Source organism: Lysobacter capsici, assembly GCF_018732085.1.
GTDB lineage: Bacteria > Pseudomonadota > Gammaproteobacteria > Xanthomonadales > Xanthomonadaceae > Lysobacter > Lysobacter capsici_A.
On sequence record NZ_CP076103.1, the window covers coordinates 986,415 to 1,004,767 of the forward strand.

Genomic DNA, 18,353 nt, shown 5'->3' on the forward strand with positions numbered 1-18,353 from the left:
CGGATGACACCAGCGCACGACGAGGCGAATGCGCTCAGCCCGCGGCCTGGCCCTTGCCGCCGCCGCGCGTCTTGCCCGTGCGCAGTTCCGCCAGTTGTTCGGCCACTTCCACCAGCGGTGCCTTGGAGCGCGTCGGCGCTTCGCGGAACGCGGCGATCAGGCGCAGTTCCAGCGGGTCGTCGACCAGCAACGCGTCGGCGGCGGCGACCGAGTCCATCGCCGTGTCCAGCGACAGGCCCATCTTGCCGCGCCCGGTCGCCAGCCATTCGAACTGCACGCCGGTGACCAGGGCCAGTTCGCGCAGATGGGCCATGCTCGGGAACTTGCCCTGGGCCGCCTCCCAGTGCCCGACCGCGCTGCGCTGTACGCCCACCGCCGCACCGAGGGCGGCCTGAGACAGGCCGGCGTGACGACGTGCGAGGCGGATGCGCTGTTGGGGCGTCATATGATCGATTTGGCACTTTTATAGCGGAAAAATCGGCAAATGCTACCTATAGTCACGTAGTGAGCAATAGACGCCACACCTAGTGCGTTTCAGCTAGCGTCGTGCGCTATCGTAGCCAACAGATACAGCAAGTTATGTGATCGAACAAGTGTTGGTGATACCGAAAGTAGCCGATTCGGCCTGGGCCGCGTGTGGCAACCGTCGCAAGGACTTCGCAAGATGCTCACACGCTGATACGGACTTCGGCTGGACACGAGGTCGGTTCGGGGGACGGGCGCAGGATTGCGCCATGCGTAGGACGGCCATCTCCGTACCAAAGAGCGCGTTCCACGGGACGCGCTCTTTCTTTTTTTGCGCTGCCGGGGCCGCCGCCGGCGCGATGCGAACGACGGCCGACAGGCCGCGCGCTCAGGCCACCGGCCGCAACTGCTCGTCGAGCGAACGGGTCTTGTCGGTGACCACATCCCCGGTGTGCCGGGTGCTTTTACGTTCGATCAGCAGGATGTGGCATTCCTCGCTGGCGATCGGGTTGTGGCGCACGCCCTTGGGCACCACGAACAACTCGCCCGCACCCAGCTCGACGGTGCGGTCTTCCATCTCGATCGCCAGCCTGCCCTTGAGCACCATGAACAACTCGTCCTCGTCGGCATGGCTGTGCCAGGCCAGGGTGCCGTGGACGCGCGCGACCTTGATATAGGCATCATCGACTTCGGCGATCACCCGCGGCGACCACAGTTCGGTGAGCGTTGCGGCGATATCGGCGGGCGAGGTCACGGACGACATGCGGAATCCTGGCGAGAGCTGGGAATCCCAGTCTAGTACGCCGCATGGCACGCCGCCTGATGCGGCGTGTCCGGTCATCTGGATGCCGCAAGCGCGCCGTGGCACCGCGAGGGTCAACCCAGCGATTCGACCCACGCGCGCAGCCGGGCGTCGCGAATCTCCAGCACCTCGAACAAACCCACCGCGCGCAATGCCGGCAGCGCTTCGCGGATGTGCTGTTCGGCTTCGGCGCGCGCGGCGTCGTCGGCCCGCGGATCGCTCAAGGTGCGGGCGTTGGCCAGGAACGCGGCGACCGAGCCTTTGCGTACGGCCACGCCGTCGATCCGGGCTTCATCGAGGTGGTCGGGCAGGATGTCGTGAGCGCGCATCGGAAACTCCATCGGGACGGTCGGAAAGGTGCGTCCATGCTGGGTGGGCCAGGCCGGCTCTGCTACGTTGCCCCGGCCATTCAATCGCGCGTTCCGGCCATGTCCGACCCTTTGCTTGCTCCGGCCCGCGCCGATTCGGATGCGGGGCCGTTCGTGATCGCGGTGACCCTGGTCGCCCGCGGGGTGCGCGACACCGCGTCGCACCAGCACGCGCGCGGACAATTGCTCGGCGCCCATCGCGGCCTGCTTTGTGTCGGCACCGGGCAGGGACGCTGGCTGGTGCCGGCGACCGATGCGGTGTGGCTGCCGCCGCACGCGCCGCATTCGCTGCGCTCGCACGGCGAAGCGTTTTCCGGCTGGAGCGTGTATGTCGCGCAGGCCGATTGCGCGGCGTTGCCGGCGCAGCCGTGTGCGCTGCGGGTGTCGGCGCTGCTGCGCGAAGCGATCGCCCGAGCCGCGACCTGGCCGGCGTCGCAGCCGTTGGACCCGGCCCGGGACCGGCTGGCTCGGGTGCTGCTGGACGAGATCGTCGACTGCCATGCGCACAGCCGGGCCGGCGAACGCATCGGCCTGCCGATGCCGAGCGACCCGCGCGCGCTGCGCGTGGCCCAGGCCCTGATCGACGACCCGGCCGATCCGCGCGGTCTGGCCGAGTGGGCGGCCTACGCGCATTTGTCCCAGCGCAGCCTGAGCCGCCACTTCAGCGCCGAGACCGGCTACAGCCTGCTGCAATGGCGGCAACGCGCGCGGCTGATGCGCGCGCTGGAACGGCTGGCGGCGGGCGAACCGGTGACCACGGTCGCGCTGGAGATGGGGTACGACAGCGTCAGCGCGTTCACCGCCATGTTCCGGCGCCACCTCGGCGCCGCGCCGACCCAGTACCTCAAACCCTCGCGGGGTTGAGCCGCTGAGCCGGCCGGACGTGGCGGGCCTGGCCTGGCGTTCGACCGTGCCCAGCGTCGACCCCTTTGGCCCAGGCGTCGCTGACCTTCAATGGAGCTTTGCCCCGCGCGTGAGGCATCGGCGCCGGGAGTCCGCGTCCGGCGGCATCCGGGCGGCATCGAGAATTTCTTCGCCCCGCCCCTTGAAAGGCCGCCAGGACGCCTCATCTTCCGTCCAGTCCCGGTTCGCCCGGGCGCTTTTGTCCCCGGCGTTGGCACTCGACGGGGGCGACTGCTAAAATTCCCGTTCTTTCTCCACCCATTCAATCACTTACAGAGGGTCGCCATGAATCTCAAGCCGCTTTACGACCGCGTTGTGGTCAAGCCGATCGAAGCCGACGAAATCTCCGCCGGCGGCATCATCATCCCCGACGCCGCCAAGGAAAAGTCGACCAAGGGTGAAGTCGTCGCCGTCGGCGAAGGCAAGGCCCTGGACAACGGCAGCCTGCGCGCGCCGAAGCTCAAGGTCGGTGACAAGGTCATCTACGGCCAGTACTCGGGCAGCTCCTACAAGCAGGACGGCGTTGAGTACAAGATTTTGAAGGAAGACGACGTCCTCGCGATCGTCGGCTGATCGGGCCGGGAATCGGGAATGGGGAATAGGGAATCGTCAAAGCGCTTGCGCTGACGTCCCAGCCCCTCCGATTCCTCCCGCTTTTGCTCGTCCCATTCCCGATTCCCCATTCCCAATTCCCGGAGTTCCAAATGGCTGCCAAAGAAATTCGTTTCGGTGAGGACGCACGCGCCAAGATGGTGCGTGGCGTCAACATTCTCGCCAATGCCGTAAAGGCCACCCTCGGTCCGAAGGGCCGCAACGTCGTGCTCGAGAAGAGCTTCGGCGCGCCGACGATCACCAAGGACGGCGTGTCCGTCGCCAAGGAAATCGAACTGGCCGACAAGTTCGAGAACATGGGCGCGCAGATGGTCAAGGAAGTCGCTTCCAAGACCTCCGACAACGCCGGCGACGGCACCACCACCGCGACCGTGCTGGCGCAGGCGCTGATCCGCGAGGGCATGAAGGCGGTCGCCGCCGGCATGAACCCGATGGACCTCAAGCGCGGCATCGACAAGGCCGTGGTTGAAGCGGTCAGCGAGCTCAAGAAGCTGTCCAAGCCGTCCTCGACCAGCAAGGAAATCGCCCAGGTCGGCGCGATCTCGGCCAACTCCGACGCCGACATCGGCGACCTCATCGCCCAGGCGATGGACAAGGTCGGCAAGGAAGGCGTGATCACCGTCGAAGACGGTTCGGGCCTGGAGAACGAGCTCGACGTGGTCGAAGGCATGCAGTTCGATCGCGGCTACCTGTCGCCGTACTTCATCAACAACCAGCAGTCGATGTCGGCCGAACTGGACGACCCGTACGTGCTGCTGTACGACAAGAAGATCTCCAACGTGCGCGACCTGCTGCCCGTGCTGGAAGGCGTGGCCAAGTCCGGCAAGCCGCTGCTGATCGTCGCCGAGGAAGTCGAAGGCGAAGCGCTGGCGACCCTGGTGGTCAACACCATCCGCGGCATCGTCAAGGTCTGCGCCGTGAAGGCGCCGGGCTTCGGCGACCGTCGCAAGGCGATGCTCGAAGACATGGCCGTGCTGACCGGCGGCACCGTGATCTCCGAGGAAGTCGGCCTGCAGCTCGAGAAGGCCACGATCAAGGATCTGGGCCGCGCGAAGAAGGTGCAGGTCTCCAAGGAGAACACCACCATCATCGACGGCGCCGGCGACGGCGAGACGATCCAGTCGCGCATCAAGCAGATCAAGGCGCAGATCGAAGAGACCTCGTCGGACTACGATCGCGAGAAGCTGCAAGAGCGCGTGGCCAAGCTGGCCGGCGGCGTTGCGGTGATCAAGGTCGGCGCGTCGACCGAGATCGAGATGAAGGAAAAGAAGGCACGCGTTGAAGACGCGCTGCACGCCACCCGCGCTGCCGTGGAAGAAGGCATCGTCCCGGGCGGCGGCGTCGCGCTGCTGCGCGCCAAGGCCGCGATCAGCGGTCTGAAGGGCGCCAACGAAGACCAGAACCACGGCATCCAGATCGCCCTGCGCGCGATGGAAGCGCCGCTGCGCGAGATCGTCACCAACGCCGGCGAAGAGCCGTCGGTCATCCTGAACAAGGTCCAGGAAGGCACCGGCGCGTTCGGCTACAACGCCGCCAACGGCGAATACGGCGACATGCTCGACTTCGGCATCCTGGACCCGACCAAGGTCACCCGCACCGCGCTGCAGAACGCGGCGTCGATCGCCGGTCTGATGATCACGACCGAAGCGATGGTCGCCGAGCTGCCGAAGAAGGACGAGCCGGCGATGCCGGGCGGCGGTGGCATGGGCGGCATGGGCGGCATGGATTTCTGATCACTCGATCGCCATGAAGCAACCTAAGGAACCCCGCCGAAAGGCGGGGTTCTTTTTTGCGTTGCGTTTTGCGGCGGCGATCGCGTCGCGCCGCGCATCCGCGATTGCGGCATGAATTTCCGAGTCAGCCGATCGCCGTGGCGCGAAACGAAAACCCCGCCGAAACGCGGGGTTTTTGTGTCGACCCGGGCCGCGGCGCGCCTGGACGCGGCCACGGCGCGCGCACGCGAGCTACAAAATCGCGCCGAGCAGATCGCGATTGAACGGCCTCACGTAAGCGGCCATGTCCAGCACGGTGTAGTCCGCGCTGGCGCCGGAACGGGCGAACTGATCGATCACGCTGACGCAGCGGTCGCGTTGCCGGGACGGCAGGAAGCGCAGGATCGGCACCAGTTGGCGATGGCCGATGGTTTCCCACAGTTCCACCGCGTCCAGCCCGGCCATCCATTGCAAGGCCAGTTCGTCCGACAGGCCCAGCGCCGGATGCCCGCCGATGGTGCGGATGTTCTGCTCGCGCAATTGGCGGATGTGGCGGTGGGTGGACAGGCGGTCGTCGGTGCGCGCGTAGCCGATGTCGCCGCTGGCCGGGCCGAAGCGGGTCGGCGCGTCCTTCGCGGCGGCGCCGAAACCGAAGCCCGACAGCAGTTGCTCCTGTTCCTGCAAGTCTTCGCTGATCGTACTGAGCGTGCGCATGCGGGTGCCGCCGAGCAGCGCCTCGCACGGGAAGAAATAGCCGAAGGCGGCGAACACGCGTGCGTGCAGCGCTTCGTATTGTCCGGCCCGGCTGGGCGTGGCCAGCGCGCGGTCGACGGCGTCGACCAACTCGGGCGCGACGTCCAGGTCGGTGTCGGGATCGAGCCTCAGCACGACCTTGGGCGCGATCATCTCGTCGACCAGATGGATCGCGGTGACCTCGTTGCGCTGAAGGCGTTCGAGATCGCTGCGGAAATCCGCGGCCAAGCCGAAGCCGTTGACGCCGCCGCCGGCGTTGGCGTTGTGGATGCTGCGCGTGTGCAGTTCGTGCAGCACGCGGCTGGCGGTGGCGCTGATGGTCCAGCGCGAGGTGAACGAAACCCCGCCCGAATGCGGCGACCGCTGCGGATGCCGGTAGACCACCGGCGAACGCGGCGATCGCGCGCCGAACACGGCGTCGCCCGGAAACGGGCCGAAGCGCAGGCCGCGGTCGAGCCGGCGCGCGGCGAACAACGCCTGCACCGTCGCCAGCGGCAGCGCGGTGAACTCGTCGGGCGTGCGCACGGTGAAACCGGCCAGCCGGCTGTGCAGGTCCGCGAGCAAGTCGGGCGTTTCGTCTTCGCCGCGCAGTCCCCAATTCGCTTCGGCCGGCCGCGTGGTGGGCACGGTCGGGCGCAGCGCCGGACGCGGCGGCGTCGGTTCGATGTCGGGCTCGGGCTCGGGTTCCGGCTCAGGCTCGGGTTCCGGTTCCGGTTCCGCCGCGCGCGGCGCCGGACGCACGGTGAGCACGCCGTCCTCGCTGATCACTTCCTTGAGTTTGGTGTCGGCCTCGATCGACGGGTCCAGGCGGGCATTGCCGAAACCGAAGCGATCGGCCGGGGCCATCGCGTCCAGGCCCGCGAGTTGTTCGCGAATCTGCCGCAACGAGGTGTCCGGCGTCAGGCGCAAGACGATATCGCGATCGGGTTCGCCGGCGAATGCGATGGTGACGAGCATGCGGAGCTCTCGGTTGGGCGATGCGGCAGGCGCGGCGCGCGGCCGCTCAGTCCGGATCGATGACGAAAAAATGCACGCGCAGCCGGCCGAAGAAATCCCGATCCGGATCGGCTTCGGCCTGCACCTGGATGCGTTCGAAGGTTTGCTCGGTGCTGCCGTCGGCCCAGATCACCCCCGCATTGACCTGCAGCGCCGCGCCGTCGTCCGCCTCCCGCGCGGTGCCGCGCCGGGTGTCCACCGGCCCGGGGCGCGGCAGCGGCCCAAAGCGCGGCGTGTTGCGGGTATAGACCCGCGCGGCGATCGGGTCGAGAAACTGATGCACGTCCCAGGTGGTGATGTCGCAGGTCCACAGCTGTTGCAGCGCCTCGAGGCGGTGCGAAGGGCCGAGCCGCGCACGCATCAGATCGACGGTGATCAGGTTCGCTTCGTGCTGGAACCGGCGCACGGTGACGTTGCGAAAGCCCCAGCCGTCGGCGCGGTTGACCGCGTACAGGCGATCGACCACCGGCTCGGCGCCGGTGGCGATGCGGAAACCGAAGCCCAGCGGTTGCCGCGATCGCGCGCGGATCTGGATCGACAGCGCCGCGCCGCGGCTCACCGCGACCAGATTCGGAAATACCCGATCGGGCGCGAGCTGCGGCAGTCGCGCGTCGCTGAACATATGCAGCTGCGCGCCCCGATTGCGATGGCGGGCGTCGGCATCCTCGTCGTTGAGGCCGAAGCGGACCAACAGATCTTCGCTGTCTTGCAGCCAATCGGAGGATTGGCCTTCCAGCGCGTGGGACGCGGCCATGAATGCATGCCTCAGACGGGGTTGATCGAGAAGCTCAAGGTGGTGCCGCGCACGCTGAAGGTGGCGGTGTGGCCGTTGGGCGCGAACGCCACCGACGGGCCGTCGCGACGCGTGCCGCCGAGCGCGCGCGCGCGGATGCGCACGCGGTCGCCCACGTCCAGCGCCTGGCCATGGAAGCGCAGCGCGGACAGGTCGACGCTGCGGGTCTGACCGGCCGGGAATCCGCCGCCCGTCGGGGTCTGGCTGATCACCCGGTCACCGTCCAGGCGCTGGACAATGAAACGCAGGACGAACGCGGCGTTGTTGGCGCAGGCGATGTGCTGGACGTGCAGCTCGTGCTGGCCTGACTCTGCGGGATTCCCGGATGGATGCATGGCGGGGCGCCTCGTGCGCACAGGAGAGAAAACGGAAGGGTCGATTCGGAAAACGCCCTATCGAGCGGGACGTGAAGACGCGCCGCTGTCTACGCAGGAGCGGGCGCGCTCGACAATGCAAACGGTTTCCGCCTGGTGGACAGGCCATGCGAACTGCCGCGTATGACCGCCGCGCTGGCGACGGTGAGCCAGGCCGTCGAGAACGCGGGAAGCAATGCAGGCGCAACGAGGTTTTGTTGTGGGAGGGGCTTCAGCCCCGGCGCCTTTCGCTCGGTTCGCCACGAAGCCTCAGGCGATCTGGAACAAAAGCGTCGGGGCTGAAGCCCCTCCCACGAAGACTTCGCACTGGCGCGGCGCCTGTTTGCCTGCCGACCGATCCATCGCATCCGACCGTGTTGCATTTTCCGTTTGGTGGACAGGCCATGCGAATTGCGGCGTATGACCGCCGCGCTGGCGACGGTGAGCCAGGCCGTCGAGAACGCGGGAAGCAATGCAGTCGCAACGAGGTTTTTTTGTGGGAGGGGCTTCAGCCCCGACGCCTTTCGCTCGGTTCGCCATGAAGCCCCAGGCGATCTGGAACAAGAGCGTCGGGGCTGAAGCCCCTCCCACGGAGACTTCGCACTGGCGCGGCGCCTGCTTGCCTGCCGACCGATCCACCGCATCCGACCGTGTTGCATTCACGCTTGCGCAACGATCGCCTTCGTACCGTCGAGGCCTGATCCATCACGTCTTGGTCGCCGCGCGGCCGGCGCTGGTTGCCGCATCGCGTCGTCGTCGGACGCGTCGATGCGCGGGGGAGGCCGGTCGGCCGGATGCGTTGCGGTGCCGGAGCAACCGCGATGAAAAAAGCCACTGCCGCCTCCCGTCCGCGTCGCGTCCGCGAGCCGGGCCGGCGCGAGCCCGAGCGCCCGATCCGCGTAGTCGGCGCGCGCGAGCACAACCTCAAGAACATCAGCATCGAGATTCCCAAGCGGCTCATCGTCGTATTCACCGGCGTATCGGGCTCGGGCAAGTCCTCGCTGGTGTTCGACACCATCGCCGCCGAATCGCAGCGCCAGCTCAACGAAACCTTCAGCAGCTTCGCCCGTCATCGCCTGCCGCATTACGGCCAGCCCGATGCGGATGCCATCGAAAATCTGTCCGCGGCGATCGTGGTCGATCAAAAGCGCCTGGGCGGCACCGCGCGTTCCACCGTCGGTACGGTCACCGATATCTATGCGCTGCTGCGGCTGTTGTATTCGCGCATCGGCAAGCCTTTCGTCGGCGAATCCACGGTGTTTTCGTTCAACCATCCCGAAGGCATGTGCCCGCAATGCGACGGGCTGGGCACGACCGAGCGGGTGGACGTCGACAAACTCATCGACCGCGGCAAGTCGCTCAATCAAGGCGCGATCCGCTTTCCCGCATTGGCGGTCGGCAGCGCGCGCTGGAAGCGTTATGCGCTGTCAGGCCTGTTCGACAACGACAAGCCCCTGGGCGATTACAGCCCGGCCGAATGGGACCTGCTGTTGAACGCCGAACCGTTCAAGCCCAAGCATCCCAAGCCGGGCTGGTGGGCCAGCAGCGAGTACGAGGGCCTGCTGCACCGTTTCAATCGCAGCTTTCTGCATCAGTCCGGCGACAAGGTCAAAGGCGCCAGCCGCGAGGCCTTGAACCGGGTCGTGTCGCGCCAGACCTGCACGCAGTGCAAGGGCGCGCGACTGAACCGGCAGGTGCTGGCCTGCAAGATCGCCGGCAAGCACATCGCGCATTGCGCGGCGATGCAGGCCGACGAACTGATCGAATTCATCGCCGCGATCAAGAGCGCGCCGGCCGCCACCGTCACCGCGGCGATCGTGGAACGATTGCAGCATCTGATCGGCATCGGCCTGGGTTATCTGAGCCTGGATCGGCAGACCGCGAGCCTGTCGGGTGGCGAATCGCAGCGGGTCAAGATGGTCAAGCACCTGGGCAGCAGCCTGACCGACATGAGTTACATCTTCGACGAGCCCAGCGTCGGCCTGCATGCGCGCGACGTGCATCAGGTCAACGCCCTGCTGCGGCAATTGCGCGACAAGGGCAACACGGTGCTGGTGGTCGAACACGATCCCGACGTGATCGAGATCGCCGATCACATCGTCGACATGGGGCCGGGCGCCGGGCGCGACGGCGGGCAGGTGGTCTATCAGGGCGACCTGGCCGGATTGGCCGCGTGCGGCAGCCTGACCGGACGCCATATCGCGCGGCGTCCGCAGTTGAAGACGCGACTGCGCGAGCCCACGGGCTGGCTGCCGCTGCGCAAGGCCAGCCTGCACAACCTGCGCAAGGTCGACGTGGACCTGCCGGTCGGGGTGATGACCGTGGTCACCGGCGTCGCCGGGTCGGGCAAGAGTTCGTTGATCAACGGCGTGTTCTCGCGCGAATACCCCGACACGGTCTGCATCGATCAGGGCGCGCTCGCCGCGTCGCGGCGTTCCAACACCGCGACCTACACCGGTCTGCTCGATCCGATCCGGCGCCTGTTCGCCGAGGAGAACGGCGTCGACGCCGGGTTGTTCAGCGCCAACTCGACCGGCGCCTGCCCGGTGTGCAAGGGCCTGGGCGTCACCCAGATGGACCTGGCCTTCATGGACCCGATCGAAAGCGTCTGCGAAGCCTGCCAGGGCCGTCGTTTCACCGAGCAGGTATTGGCCTACACCTGGCGCGGCCTGAGCATCGACGAGGTGCTGCGCCTGAGCGTGAGCGAAGCGCGCGGCGTGTTCGACGCGCCGCAGTTGCAGGCGATCTTGGCCCATGTCGAACAGGTCGGCCTGGGCTATATGTCGCTGGGCCAGCCGCTCAGTACGCTGTCGGGCGGCGAGCGCCAGCGCATCAAGCTGGCGACCGAACTGGAAAAGCGCGGCGAGACCTATGTGCTCGACGAACCCACCACCGGCCTGCACATGTCCGACATCGAGCGCCTGTTGCGGTTGATGGAGCGCCTGCTCGACAACGGCAGCACCTTGATCGTGATCGAGCACAACCTGGAGGTCATCGCCCAGGCCGACTGGATCGTCGACATGGGGCCGGGCGCGGGGCGCGACGGCGGGCGGGTGGTGTTCCAGGGAACGCCGGCCGAACTGGTCAAGGCGCCCGAATCGGTCACCGGCGAGCACCTGGCCCGTTATCTGCGTCCACGGCGGGGTTCGCGGCGGTCTTCGGGGTGATGCCGATGGGTTCGATTCGCCGCGAATCGGCCGGCCCGGCCGCGCGAACGATTTACTCCGCCGGGCGCGCGCTCGACAATGCGCGACAAACTTCCCCTGGATTTCGCATGCCCCTGCGTTCGATCGCCCTCGCCCTGACGAGCCTGCTCATGCTGCTGGGCAGCGGCTGCGCGGTGGTCAAGGTCAAGGAACGCGCGTTCGGCGATATCGCCGCCGAGCGCAATCTCGATGCGCTCAACGGCGGCAAGCTGAGCACCGCGTCGGCGACCGCGCTGGGTTCGGCCGGGCTCGATCCGGAACTGTGCGCGCGCGAACCGGCGCCGTGCATCGAGCAACTGCGGCCGCTCGCATCCAACGAGTCGTGGCTGGCGACGGCGTCGGAGCTGCAACTGCTGCGCATGAACGCCGCGCCGGCGACGGTGAGCAAGGCCGCCGAGAGCGCGGGCCTGTCGCGGCGCAAGGCGGCCGCGGTGGAGTCGGGCGAAGGCGCCACGGTCCAGACGGCCGCGGCCGCTGCGAGCCAGGTCGCCACCGACGAGCGCACCCACGCCGCGGTCGAGACCGCGCGTTATGCCTACGCGTATCTGTTCCTGACCGCACGCACGCCCGAGCAGCGCGTGTTCGAAGCGCGCCAGCAACGCGTGCTGCAGTACTACAACCGCGCGGTCGACGTGGTCGCTCAGGCCGCGTTCGAAGCCAGCCGCGGCCAGATCGGCGCTTCGCCATTGCAGGTCGGCGGCTTGAATCTGCGCATCGGCCTGCACGGCTACGAAGCCTCGGAGATCAGCCAGCAACCCGAGGCCTTGCTCGCCTCCGACACGCTCGGCTTCGACAATCTGCGCGCGGTGTACCGCCGCGACGGTTTCGGTACCGGCCTGGTCGCGGTGTTTCCGCGGCGCGCGCCGTCGCCGGCGCCGCTCACGCCGGCCGATGAAGCCAGCGCCGACGACACGCCGTATCGAGACACCCGCTATCTGCCGGTGACTGCGACCCTGCGCTTCAACGGCGACAACCTGGACGCGGTGCTGGCGAGCGATCAGGCCAGCATGGACGTGTACAACCCGTATCGCATCGACAGCGAAACCATCGGCGGACGCAAGGTGCCGCTCGCGGCGAATTATTCGGCGGCCTATGGCGTGTGGCTGGCGCGTTCGGAACTGGCGCGGCTGAGCCTGTCGAGCCTGCTGCGGCCCAAGCAGGCGCGCGCGTTCAAGCCGCGCATCTACCTCAATCAACCTTACGATCCGAACAAGCGGGTGATCGTGCTGGTGCATGGCCTGGCCAGCAGCCCGGAGGCGTGGGTCAACCTCGCCAACGAGATCCTCGGCGACGATGCGCTGCGCAAGCACTATCAGCTGTGGCAGGTGTTCTATCCGACCAACATCGGCATCCTGTCCAATCGCGCGGCGATCGCGTCGGCGCTGGACAAGACGTTCAAGCACTACGATCCCGAAGGCGACGATGTGGCCAGTCGGGATGCGGTGTTGGTGGGGCATAGTATGGGCGGGGTGATTTCGCGACTGTTGGTCAGCGACAGCGGCGAGCAGGTGCTCGACGAAACGCTCAAGGCCTTCGATCCGGCCGTCGCGCAGCGTCTGCGCGGCGAGCCGCTGGTGCGCGCGCTGACCGTGTTCCAGCCGATGCCGCAGTTCGGCCGGGTGGTGTTCCTGGCCTCGCCGCATCGCGGCGCGGTGGTCACCGACGGCTGGCCGCTACGGATGATCCGCAAGCTGATCCGGTTGCCGTTCGATGTCCTGCGCGAGACCGCCGAACTGGCGCAGCGCACCAAGGTCGATCAGGACGAATTGCAGAAGGTCGGTTTCCGCAAGGGCCGTCCGCCGACCGGTCCGGACGATCTGAGCCCGAATTCCTTGTTCATGCGCAGCACCGAGAAGTTGTCGATCGAAGCCGGGCTGCCGTACCACACCATCGTCGGCCAGCGCGATCCGAAGATCGCGCTGCTGCAATCCAGCGACGGCGCGGTGCCGTACCGCAGCGCACATCTGGAGGGCGCTCTGTCGGAGAAGGTGATCGTCTCCGGCCACAGCGTGCAGGAGACGCCGCAGGCGATCTTGGAGTTGCGGCGGATTCTGCGCGTCGATATGGCGCAGTACGAGAAGAACGCGAAGCGGTGACGGCGCGGCAGGCGAGGTTGCGCGGTCGCAGCTTGTGCCCGAAGGAAATCCAGTAGGACGCAGCTCCTACAGCGGGCTATCGGGTTATCGCGGTGTGCTGGATGTTGCCGGGTTTCCGACTGTAGGAGCGGCGCGAGCCGCGACCGGCGAGGTGGGCGAAGTTGCGTGGTCGCAGCTTACGCAGCTCCTACAGTGGGCTATTGCGTTATCGCTGAGGGCTGGCGGTGTCGCGTTTCCGACTGTAGGAGCGGCGCGAGCCGCGACCGCCATGGTCGGCGCCGGTCGTAACCACCATTGAGATCTCGCCGCCCAATGCGGCCCAATGCGGCCCACCGCGCTAGCGGAAGGCCGCATCGCCGGCCTCAGTGGTGGCTGCTGGCCGAAATCCCGCCGCCCTTGCCGTCGGGCACCAGCACGCGCACGTTCTGCATCATCCCTTGGTCCTCGTGATCGAGGATGTGGCAATGCAGGACGTACTCGCCGATGTAGCGCTCATAACGGGTGCGCACGTACAGGTTGTAGCCGTCCTTGACGAACAAGGTGTCCTTCCAGGTGCCTTGCAGGTTGGCGTACTGCGGATCGGTGACATTGCCGTCCTTGTCGAGGTCGCCAGTGACGCTGACTTCCTTGCCGTTCTTGTCGAGGATACTGACGATCTGGAACGGATTGACGTGAATGTGGAAGGGGTGACCGCCGCGCTGCGACGTCAGGTGCCACTCCTCGGTCTGGCCGAGGATCAGATCGCGCGCGGCGCTCGGATCGTAGGGCTTGCCGTCGACCAGGTAGATGTCGCCCACCTTCTTGCCGTCGACGATCTTGTCCTGGATGTCGAACACCACCGTCTGGCCTTTGCCGTTCACCTCGCCCTTGGTAATGGTCTTGTGCGGGACGAACGCATCCAGGCGCAGGTGATCGCGCAAGCCGGCGACGATCGATTCGCGCACGCCCTCGGGCATGCGCTTGTCCGCGGAGGCGACCAGCGCATCGGTCACGTAGGCTTCGACATCGGCGACCTTCGCATCGCCGGTGACGTCGGCGATACCGAGCAGCTGACGGTCCTCGGCGGCGTTGGTGATGCTGGCGCTGGCCGGCGCGAAGGCGTCGAGCACGCAGTACCGGCCGGCCGTGGGAAACACCACCAGCACATCGCTGCGGTAACCGGGCTGCAGCATGTTCTCGCTCTTGACGATGGTCTTGGCGTGGGTCAGGCCGTCGCTGGCGACTTCGAACTGCTTGAGCGGCGCGCCGGTGCAGTTCTTGGTCACCCAATTGTCCAGGGCCTTGCCGGACAGGCCCTCGATGCTGGCCGAGCTTGCCTTCATTTCGCGGAACTGCAGGTTGACGGTGTCGCGCACGCCGGCGTGCAGCAGGCGCCAGCGTTCGATGCGGCCGGCGACGAGGTCGTCGAAGGTCGGCAGCACGGTGCCGTTGATGCTGGTGTGGCGGCCGGATTTCTGCCACACGCCGAAGCCGAACTGGTCGTCGTATTTCTCGATCTCGCCGACGTCGTCCTTGTCACAGGTCCAAAAGCCGGTCTTCTCATCGGTCCTGATCTTGCCTTTGCTGTCGCGGCAGGCATACGCGACCTGCTGGAAGATCAGCAGCCGTTCGTGCATCGCCGCGCCGGCCGGATCGCGCAGCAGAGTGTCGATGTCGCCGGTGCGGTCGCTGGCGGGCAGGCGCTCGCCGCGTACCAGCAGCGCGCCGGCCATGCCGCTGGACACCTGCAATGCAGTGGAGCCGTGCAGATGCGGGTGATACCAGAAGGTGCCGGCCGGATGGTCGGCGGGCAGGTTGTACTCGTATTCGAACTTGACCCCGGGACGCAGCGTCAGCAGCACGTTGTCGCTGTTGCCGGTCGGGCTGACCCACAGGCCATGCGAATGCAGGTTGGTCGAGTTGAAGCAATGCGGGACGTTGATGTCGGCCGGATGACAATCGGGTTGCGGCGGCAACTGGTTGTCGAGCGCGATGCGCACGGTTTCGCCGGGCGAGGTGACGATGGTCGGCGCGAGGAACGGCACCTCGGGATTGGTGCCCGGGCTCTGGTAGGAGCGCAGCTTGACCGTGTCGAATCTCTGTTTGATGGGGTCCCAGATTTTCGAGGTGGTGAAGGCGATGCGCAGGTCGAGCTTGGCTTCGCGCGTGTCGAGCGGCTTGGCACCGGCCTCGGTCAGGCTCAGCAGCGGTTTGGCGCTGTCGCCCGAGCGCAGCATGCGCGCGAACACCGGCTGTTCGAGTTCGCGCGGCGCGGGTTTTTCCTGCGCCGGCGCGGTCATGGGCGCGGCGATGAGCACGCACAACGCGAGCGCGAGCGGACTGCGCGCGCGCGATCGCGATTGAACGGCGGGAATCGAAGAAAGGCGTTCCATGCTGGGCTCCTGATGGAATGAGGGGAATGCGGTGACGGCGCCGGCGATGGCCGCGCGTGAATGACACGCGCCTGCGCACGCGCCGCGCCGCCGCGTGCGGCTGCGTTGTTGCGGTTCGGTCATGGCCCCTGTTGCCCGTCGTCTGCGGCTGCCCGATCGCGGGAAACCGCGCGGCGGCCGTTTCGACGGTGCTGCTGATGGTTCGCTCCGTTCGCATGGCGGCGGGATCGCTCGAACTGAGAACGCGATCGCGTTGCGTCGTGCTGCCGGATCGGCATTGAGAACGGCGTCTCCATCGCGGAGGCGGCGTGCTCGCTTGATGAACGGCGAAAGCCCGCGCGGCAGGCCAATGCGGCGCAAGGCAGCCCGTCCCGCGTCGCCGCGGGGGCCGAGTGAACTCAAAGGAATTGCGACGCCGGGTTAGTGCTGCATCGTCTTCGCGGGCTGCGGCGTGGGCTGCGCCGGGCCGGCCGGACCGATCGCGTCGAGCTGGCGCAGCGATTCTTCGGTCGCCGGCGCTTGTTGCGGCGAGGCGCTGACCCGGGTGTGCGAGGGGCTGTCGAGTTCGCCCTTGACCAGGAACACGGTCTTGCCGACTTCCTTGGTCGCCGGATCGACGCTGAGCACCACGTGGTCGCCGCTGCCGATGCCGGCGGTCTTGCCCTGCACCGCCAGCGCCGCCGCGACCCGCTCTGCATCGGGTTCGGACAATGGACTGCCGTGACGCGTGAATTCGGCCTGGACCTTGTCGCGGATGTCGCCGATCAGGGATTGATCGCGATGGCCCGCGCTTGCAGGTGCGGCGTGTTCGGGTGGTGCGTGCGCAGGCGCATCGATGCCCGGCGCGATCGGATCGCGCACCGGCCGGTGGGTATCGATGGTGTGGTGGAACGTGGCCTGGGTCGGCGGCGCGGTGCTGGTGTCGTAATACGGCTGCACGGTCGCGGCCGCGCCGAGGTTGAGGCCGTTGGTCTCCATGATTTCGCGATCCAGGTGCAGCGCTTTCATGTCGATGTGGACCTGCGGCTTGCCGCCTTCGGCGGTGCGCCCGTGCGCTTGTTCCCAATGACTGATCATCGGCACGTAGATCGAGCCGTGATAGTTGGGGTAGTCGGAGTTGCCGCCGTGGCCCAGCCGGGTCTGCGCTGGCGGCAGGTCGTAGAAATGCTTGGCCATGCCGGCGGTGTTGGCCGGATTGACCGCGATGGTGAGGTCCGCGCTCAAGGTCAGGCCGTCGCGCGCGGCGTAGGCGTAGTTGGGCGCGGCGCCGGTGCGGGCGATGAAGTCCGAGGCGCGGCCGGGCTGCAGGTTGTAGACATCGCCAAGCGTCGCGGCGGGCTTGGCTTCCTTGGCTGCGCTGACCAGCGCGTTCCAGCCGGCGATGTTGGCGGTGGACTCGTTGACCCGGTCGCCTTCGATCACCTTGTTCAACAGCGGGGTGTAGTCGTGGACCGCGGCCGGGTTCTTGGCCAGCGCTTCGGCTTCGGTGTAGAAGGTCGAACGCACCGCGTCGCGCGCGCCGCGGTTGTAGCCGTGCTGCACTTCGTGGCCGAGCACGAAGGTGATTTCGCCCTTGTTGAAGTTCGCGTCGAGCCCGGCGACCGGCAACGACATGGCCTGGGTGCCGCCGTTGTACGAGCCGCCCATGTTCGGGTCGGTCAGGGCCTTGAACGATTTGAGATGGCCCGCGGCGACCGCGCCGTTCAACTGGTCGGTCAACACCGGCGACCCCTTGATGGTGTCGCTGAGGTTCTTCACCGCGTTGGCGCTGACGCCGGGCTGCTTGCCGAAATCGTCGATCAGCTTCTGCAGATCGGCGCTGATGGGTTTGGGCGACATGACGGCCTCCTGGCCTGCGGACCGCTGTCTTATTCGACGGTGATGGTTTTGACGCAGCGATGGCCGATCGCTTCGGGCGAATCGTTGGACTCGCCTTCGACGAACACGCGCAGCGTGACCGGGCCGCGGAAGTTCCAGTAACTCAGGCGGCCGTGCTCGGCGTAGGTCGGGCTGTCCTGGAACCCCATGGCCTTGAGCGCGCTCGCGTAGGCGTCGAAATCCAGCGCGCATACCGGGGTCATCGGCGCGGCCGGGTCGCCGGTGCGGGCGAAGTCGAAGGTCAGTTGCTGGCGCGGTTCGCCCAGCTTGGGGCTGACCAGGAAGTTGTACGACCAGTTCGCGTCGATCGCCGCGCCGGCGCCGAACGAACCGTCGCCGCTGTCGGCGCGCTGCATGCGCAGGCCGGTGTGTCGCTCCAGATGCTCGGCGGTGAGGTCGGCGTTGGACTTCAGGCTGCCGATCAGCTTCAACACGCGCCGGCTGACGTCTTCGCCGGACAGCGGGGTCGAGGGAGAGGCGGTGCTGGTCATGGGGAACTCCTGGGTGGATCGGGTGTTGGCGTCGGTGGAAGCGTCGGACGGAGCCGGCAGGCCGGCGCAGGCGCTCAGCAGGCCGCCGCACAACGGCAGCCACCATGCGCGGCGGAGGAGGCAATGCGATGGACGGGGCATGCGTCTCCTCCTTGGAACGCTGAGGCGGCCGCGGGGGCGGTTCGCTTCGTCGGGGGCTCGCTTGGGTGGCGGCTAGCGAGTTAACGCAGCCAGCATGCCGCTCAGGCCATCGAGGCGACAAGCGCAGGCCGTCGGCGGGCGTGCGGGCGGCGGCATTCGGCGCAAACGGGGCCGGGGTTCGCCTGTTCAGTTTTCTTGCGACCCATTGGGCGAGCCGGAGCCGCGTCACAGCGGCGAAATCGATGTCATCGGTAACAGCCCTGCCGTTATTAGCTTTCGGCATAAGCGTTTGGAAGCGGGTCCGGGCGTTTCAAATGAACCGGTTAGTTCTGTTTTGCAGTGCAGCGTGCAAAGGGGATAACGCTTCCTTCACGATCGCCCCGCATCCCGACGTGGGGGAGGGAGCAAAGCC

The 18,353-nt window shown here is 67.1% G+C and carries 16 protein-coding genes and 1 pseudogene; 6 read left to right on the top strand and 11 right to left on the bottom strand.

From position 1 onward, the window contains the following. Nucleotides 1–34: 34 nt before the first annotated feature. The 3 genes from KME82_RS04025 to KME82_RS04035 all read right to left on the bottom strand — a co-directional run bounded on the left by KME82_RS04025 (nucleotide 35) and on the right by KME82_RS04035 (nucleotide 1,596). Entirely contained in the window at nucleotides 35–445 is a 411-nt protein-coding gene (locus KME82_RS04025; protein WP_215497381.1) for a helix-turn-helix domain-containing protein, read from the bottom strand. A gap of 408 nt (nucleotides 446–853) precedes the next feature. Then, nucleotides 854–1,228 (bottom strand): cupin domain-containing protein, encoded by a 375-nt coding sequence (locus KME82_RS04030; RefSeq protein WP_215497382.1) that lies wholly within the window; start codon nucleotides 1,226–1,228, stop codon nucleotides 854–856. Between the two features lie 113 nt (nucleotides 1,229–1,341). After that, nucleotides 1,342–1,596: a hypothetical protein gene (locus KME82_RS04035; RefSeq protein WP_215497383.1), complete on the bottom strand. Its 255-nt coding sequence runs from the start codon at nucleotides 1,594–1,596 to the stop codon at nucleotides 1,342–1,344. Between the two features lie 99 nt (nucleotides 1,597–1,695). On the opposite strand from KME82_RS04035, the gene KME82_RS04040 reads away from it, so the two are divergent. The 3 genes from KME82_RS04040 (at nucleotide 1,696) to groL (ending at nucleotide 4,883) form a co-directional block, all read left to right on the top strand. Beyond that, nucleotides 1,696–2,499 (top strand): AraC family transcriptional regulator, encoded by an 804-nt coding sequence (locus KME82_RS04040; RefSeq protein WP_215497384.1) that lies wholly within the window; start codon nucleotides 1,696–1,698, stop codon nucleotides 2,497–2,499. A gap of 324 nt (nucleotides 2,500–2,823) precedes the next feature. After that, complete coding sequence (locus tag KME82_RS04045; RefSeq protein WP_056116248.1) at nucleotides 2,824–3,111, top strand: co-chaperone GroES; 288 nt, start codon at nucleotides 2,824–2,826, stop codon at nucleotides 3,109–3,111. A gap of 131 nt (nucleotides 3,112–3,242) precedes the next feature. Then, the gene (gene groL, locus KME82_RS04050) at nucleotides 3,243–4,883 is read left to right on the top strand and encodes a chaperonin GroEL (RefSeq protein WP_215497385.1); all 1,641 of its coding nucleotides are present in this window, start codon (nucleotides 3,243–3,245) and stop codon (nucleotides 4,881–4,883) included. A 231-nt stretch (nucleotides 4,884–5,114) separates the two neighbouring features. Here the strand turns inward: groL and KME82_RS04055 are convergent, their stop codons facing one another. The 3 genes from KME82_RS04055 to KME82_RS04065 are packed head-to-tail and all read right to left on the bottom strand — an operon-like array spanning nucleotide 5,115 to nucleotide 7,739. Further along, the gene (locus tag KME82_RS04055; protein WP_215497386.1) at nucleotides 5,115–6,572 is read right to left on the bottom strand and encodes a hypothetical protein; all 1,458 of its coding nucleotides are present in this window, start codon (nucleotides 6,570–6,572) and stop codon (nucleotides 5,115–5,117) included. Nucleotides 6,573–6,618: 46 nt separating this feature from the next. Further along, nucleotides 6,619–7,365 carry a hypothetical protein gene (locus KME82_RS04060; RefSeq protein WP_215497387.1) on the bottom strand — a complete coding sequence of 249 codons (747 nt, stop codon included), beginning with the start codon at nucleotides 7,363–7,365 and terminating at the stop codon, nucleotides 6,619–6,621. An 11-nt stretch (nucleotides 7,366–7,376) separates the two neighbouring features. Further along, nucleotides 7,377–7,739 carry a hypothetical protein gene (locus tag KME82_RS04065; protein ID WP_215497388.1) on the bottom strand — a complete coding sequence of 121 codons (363 nt, stop codon included), beginning with the start codon at nucleotides 7,737–7,739 and terminating at the stop codon, nucleotides 7,377–7,379. A gap of 214 nt (nucleotides 7,740–7,953) precedes the next feature. On the opposite strand from KME82_RS04065, the gene KME82_RS26990 reads away from it, so the two are divergent. The 3 genes and pseudogenes from KME82_RS26990 (at nucleotide 7,954) to KME82_RS04070 (ending at nucleotide 10,924) form a co-directional block, all read left to right on the top strand. Then, entirely contained in the window at nucleotides 7,954–8,181 is a 228-nt protein-coding gene (locus tag KME82_RS26990) for a DUF6053 domain-containing protein (RefSeq protein WP_430538786.1), read from the top strand. Nucleotides 8,182–8,229: 48 nt separating this feature from the next. Further along, nucleotides 8,230–8,352, top strand: a pseudogene (locus KME82_RS26995) (DUF6053 domain-containing protein); the annotation flags it as partial. A 226-nt stretch (nucleotides 8,353–8,578) separates the two neighbouring features. Continuing rightward, nucleotides 8,579–10,924, top strand: coding sequence for an ATP-binding cassette domain-containing protein (locus KME82_RS04070; protein ID WP_215497389.1), 2,346 nt, complete (start codon nucleotides 8,579–8,581; stop codon nucleotides 10,922–10,924). Here the strand turns inward: KME82_RS04070 and KME82_RS27000 are convergent. The 5 genes from KME82_RS27000 to KME82_RS04090 form a co-directional block, all read right to left on the bottom strand. Further along, nucleotides 10,882–12,606, bottom strand: a complete 1,725-nt coding sequence (locus KME82_RS27000) for a hypothetical protein (protein ID WP_430538787.1) — start codon at nucleotides 12,604–12,606, stop codon at nucleotides 10,882–10,884. The two genes, KME82_RS04070 and KME82_RS27000, sit on opposite strands and share 43 nt — an antisense overlap. A 30-nt stretch (nucleotides 12,607–12,636) precedes the next feature. Beyond that, nucleotides 12,637–12,927, bottom strand: a complete 291-nt coding sequence (locus KME82_RS27005; protein ID WP_430538788.1) for a hypothetical protein — start codon at nucleotides 12,925–12,927, stop codon at nucleotides 12,637–12,639. A gap of 494 nt (nucleotides 12,928–13,421) precedes the next feature. Next, a complete protein-coding gene (locus KME82_RS04080; RefSeq protein ID WP_215497391.1) occupies nucleotides 13,422–15,431 on the bottom strand; it encodes a multicopper oxidase family protein in 2,010 nt (669 codons plus the stop codon). Nucleotides 15,432–15,851: 420 nt separating this feature from the next. After that, the gene (locus KME82_RS04085; protein WP_215497392.1) at nucleotides 15,852–17,270 is read right to left on the bottom strand and encodes an XVIPCD domain-containing protein; all 1,419 of its coding nucleotides are present in this window, start codon (nucleotides 17,268–17,270) and stop codon (nucleotides 15,852–15,854) included. Between the two features lie 29 nt (nucleotides 17,271–17,299). Next, nucleotides 17,300–17,941 carry a hypothetical protein gene (locus KME82_RS04090; protein ID WP_215497393.1) on the bottom strand — a complete coding sequence of 214 codons (642 nt, stop codon included), beginning with the start codon at nucleotides 17,939–17,941 and terminating at the stop codon, nucleotides 17,300–17,302. Between the last annotated feature and the right edge of the window lie 412 nt (nucleotides 17,942–18,353).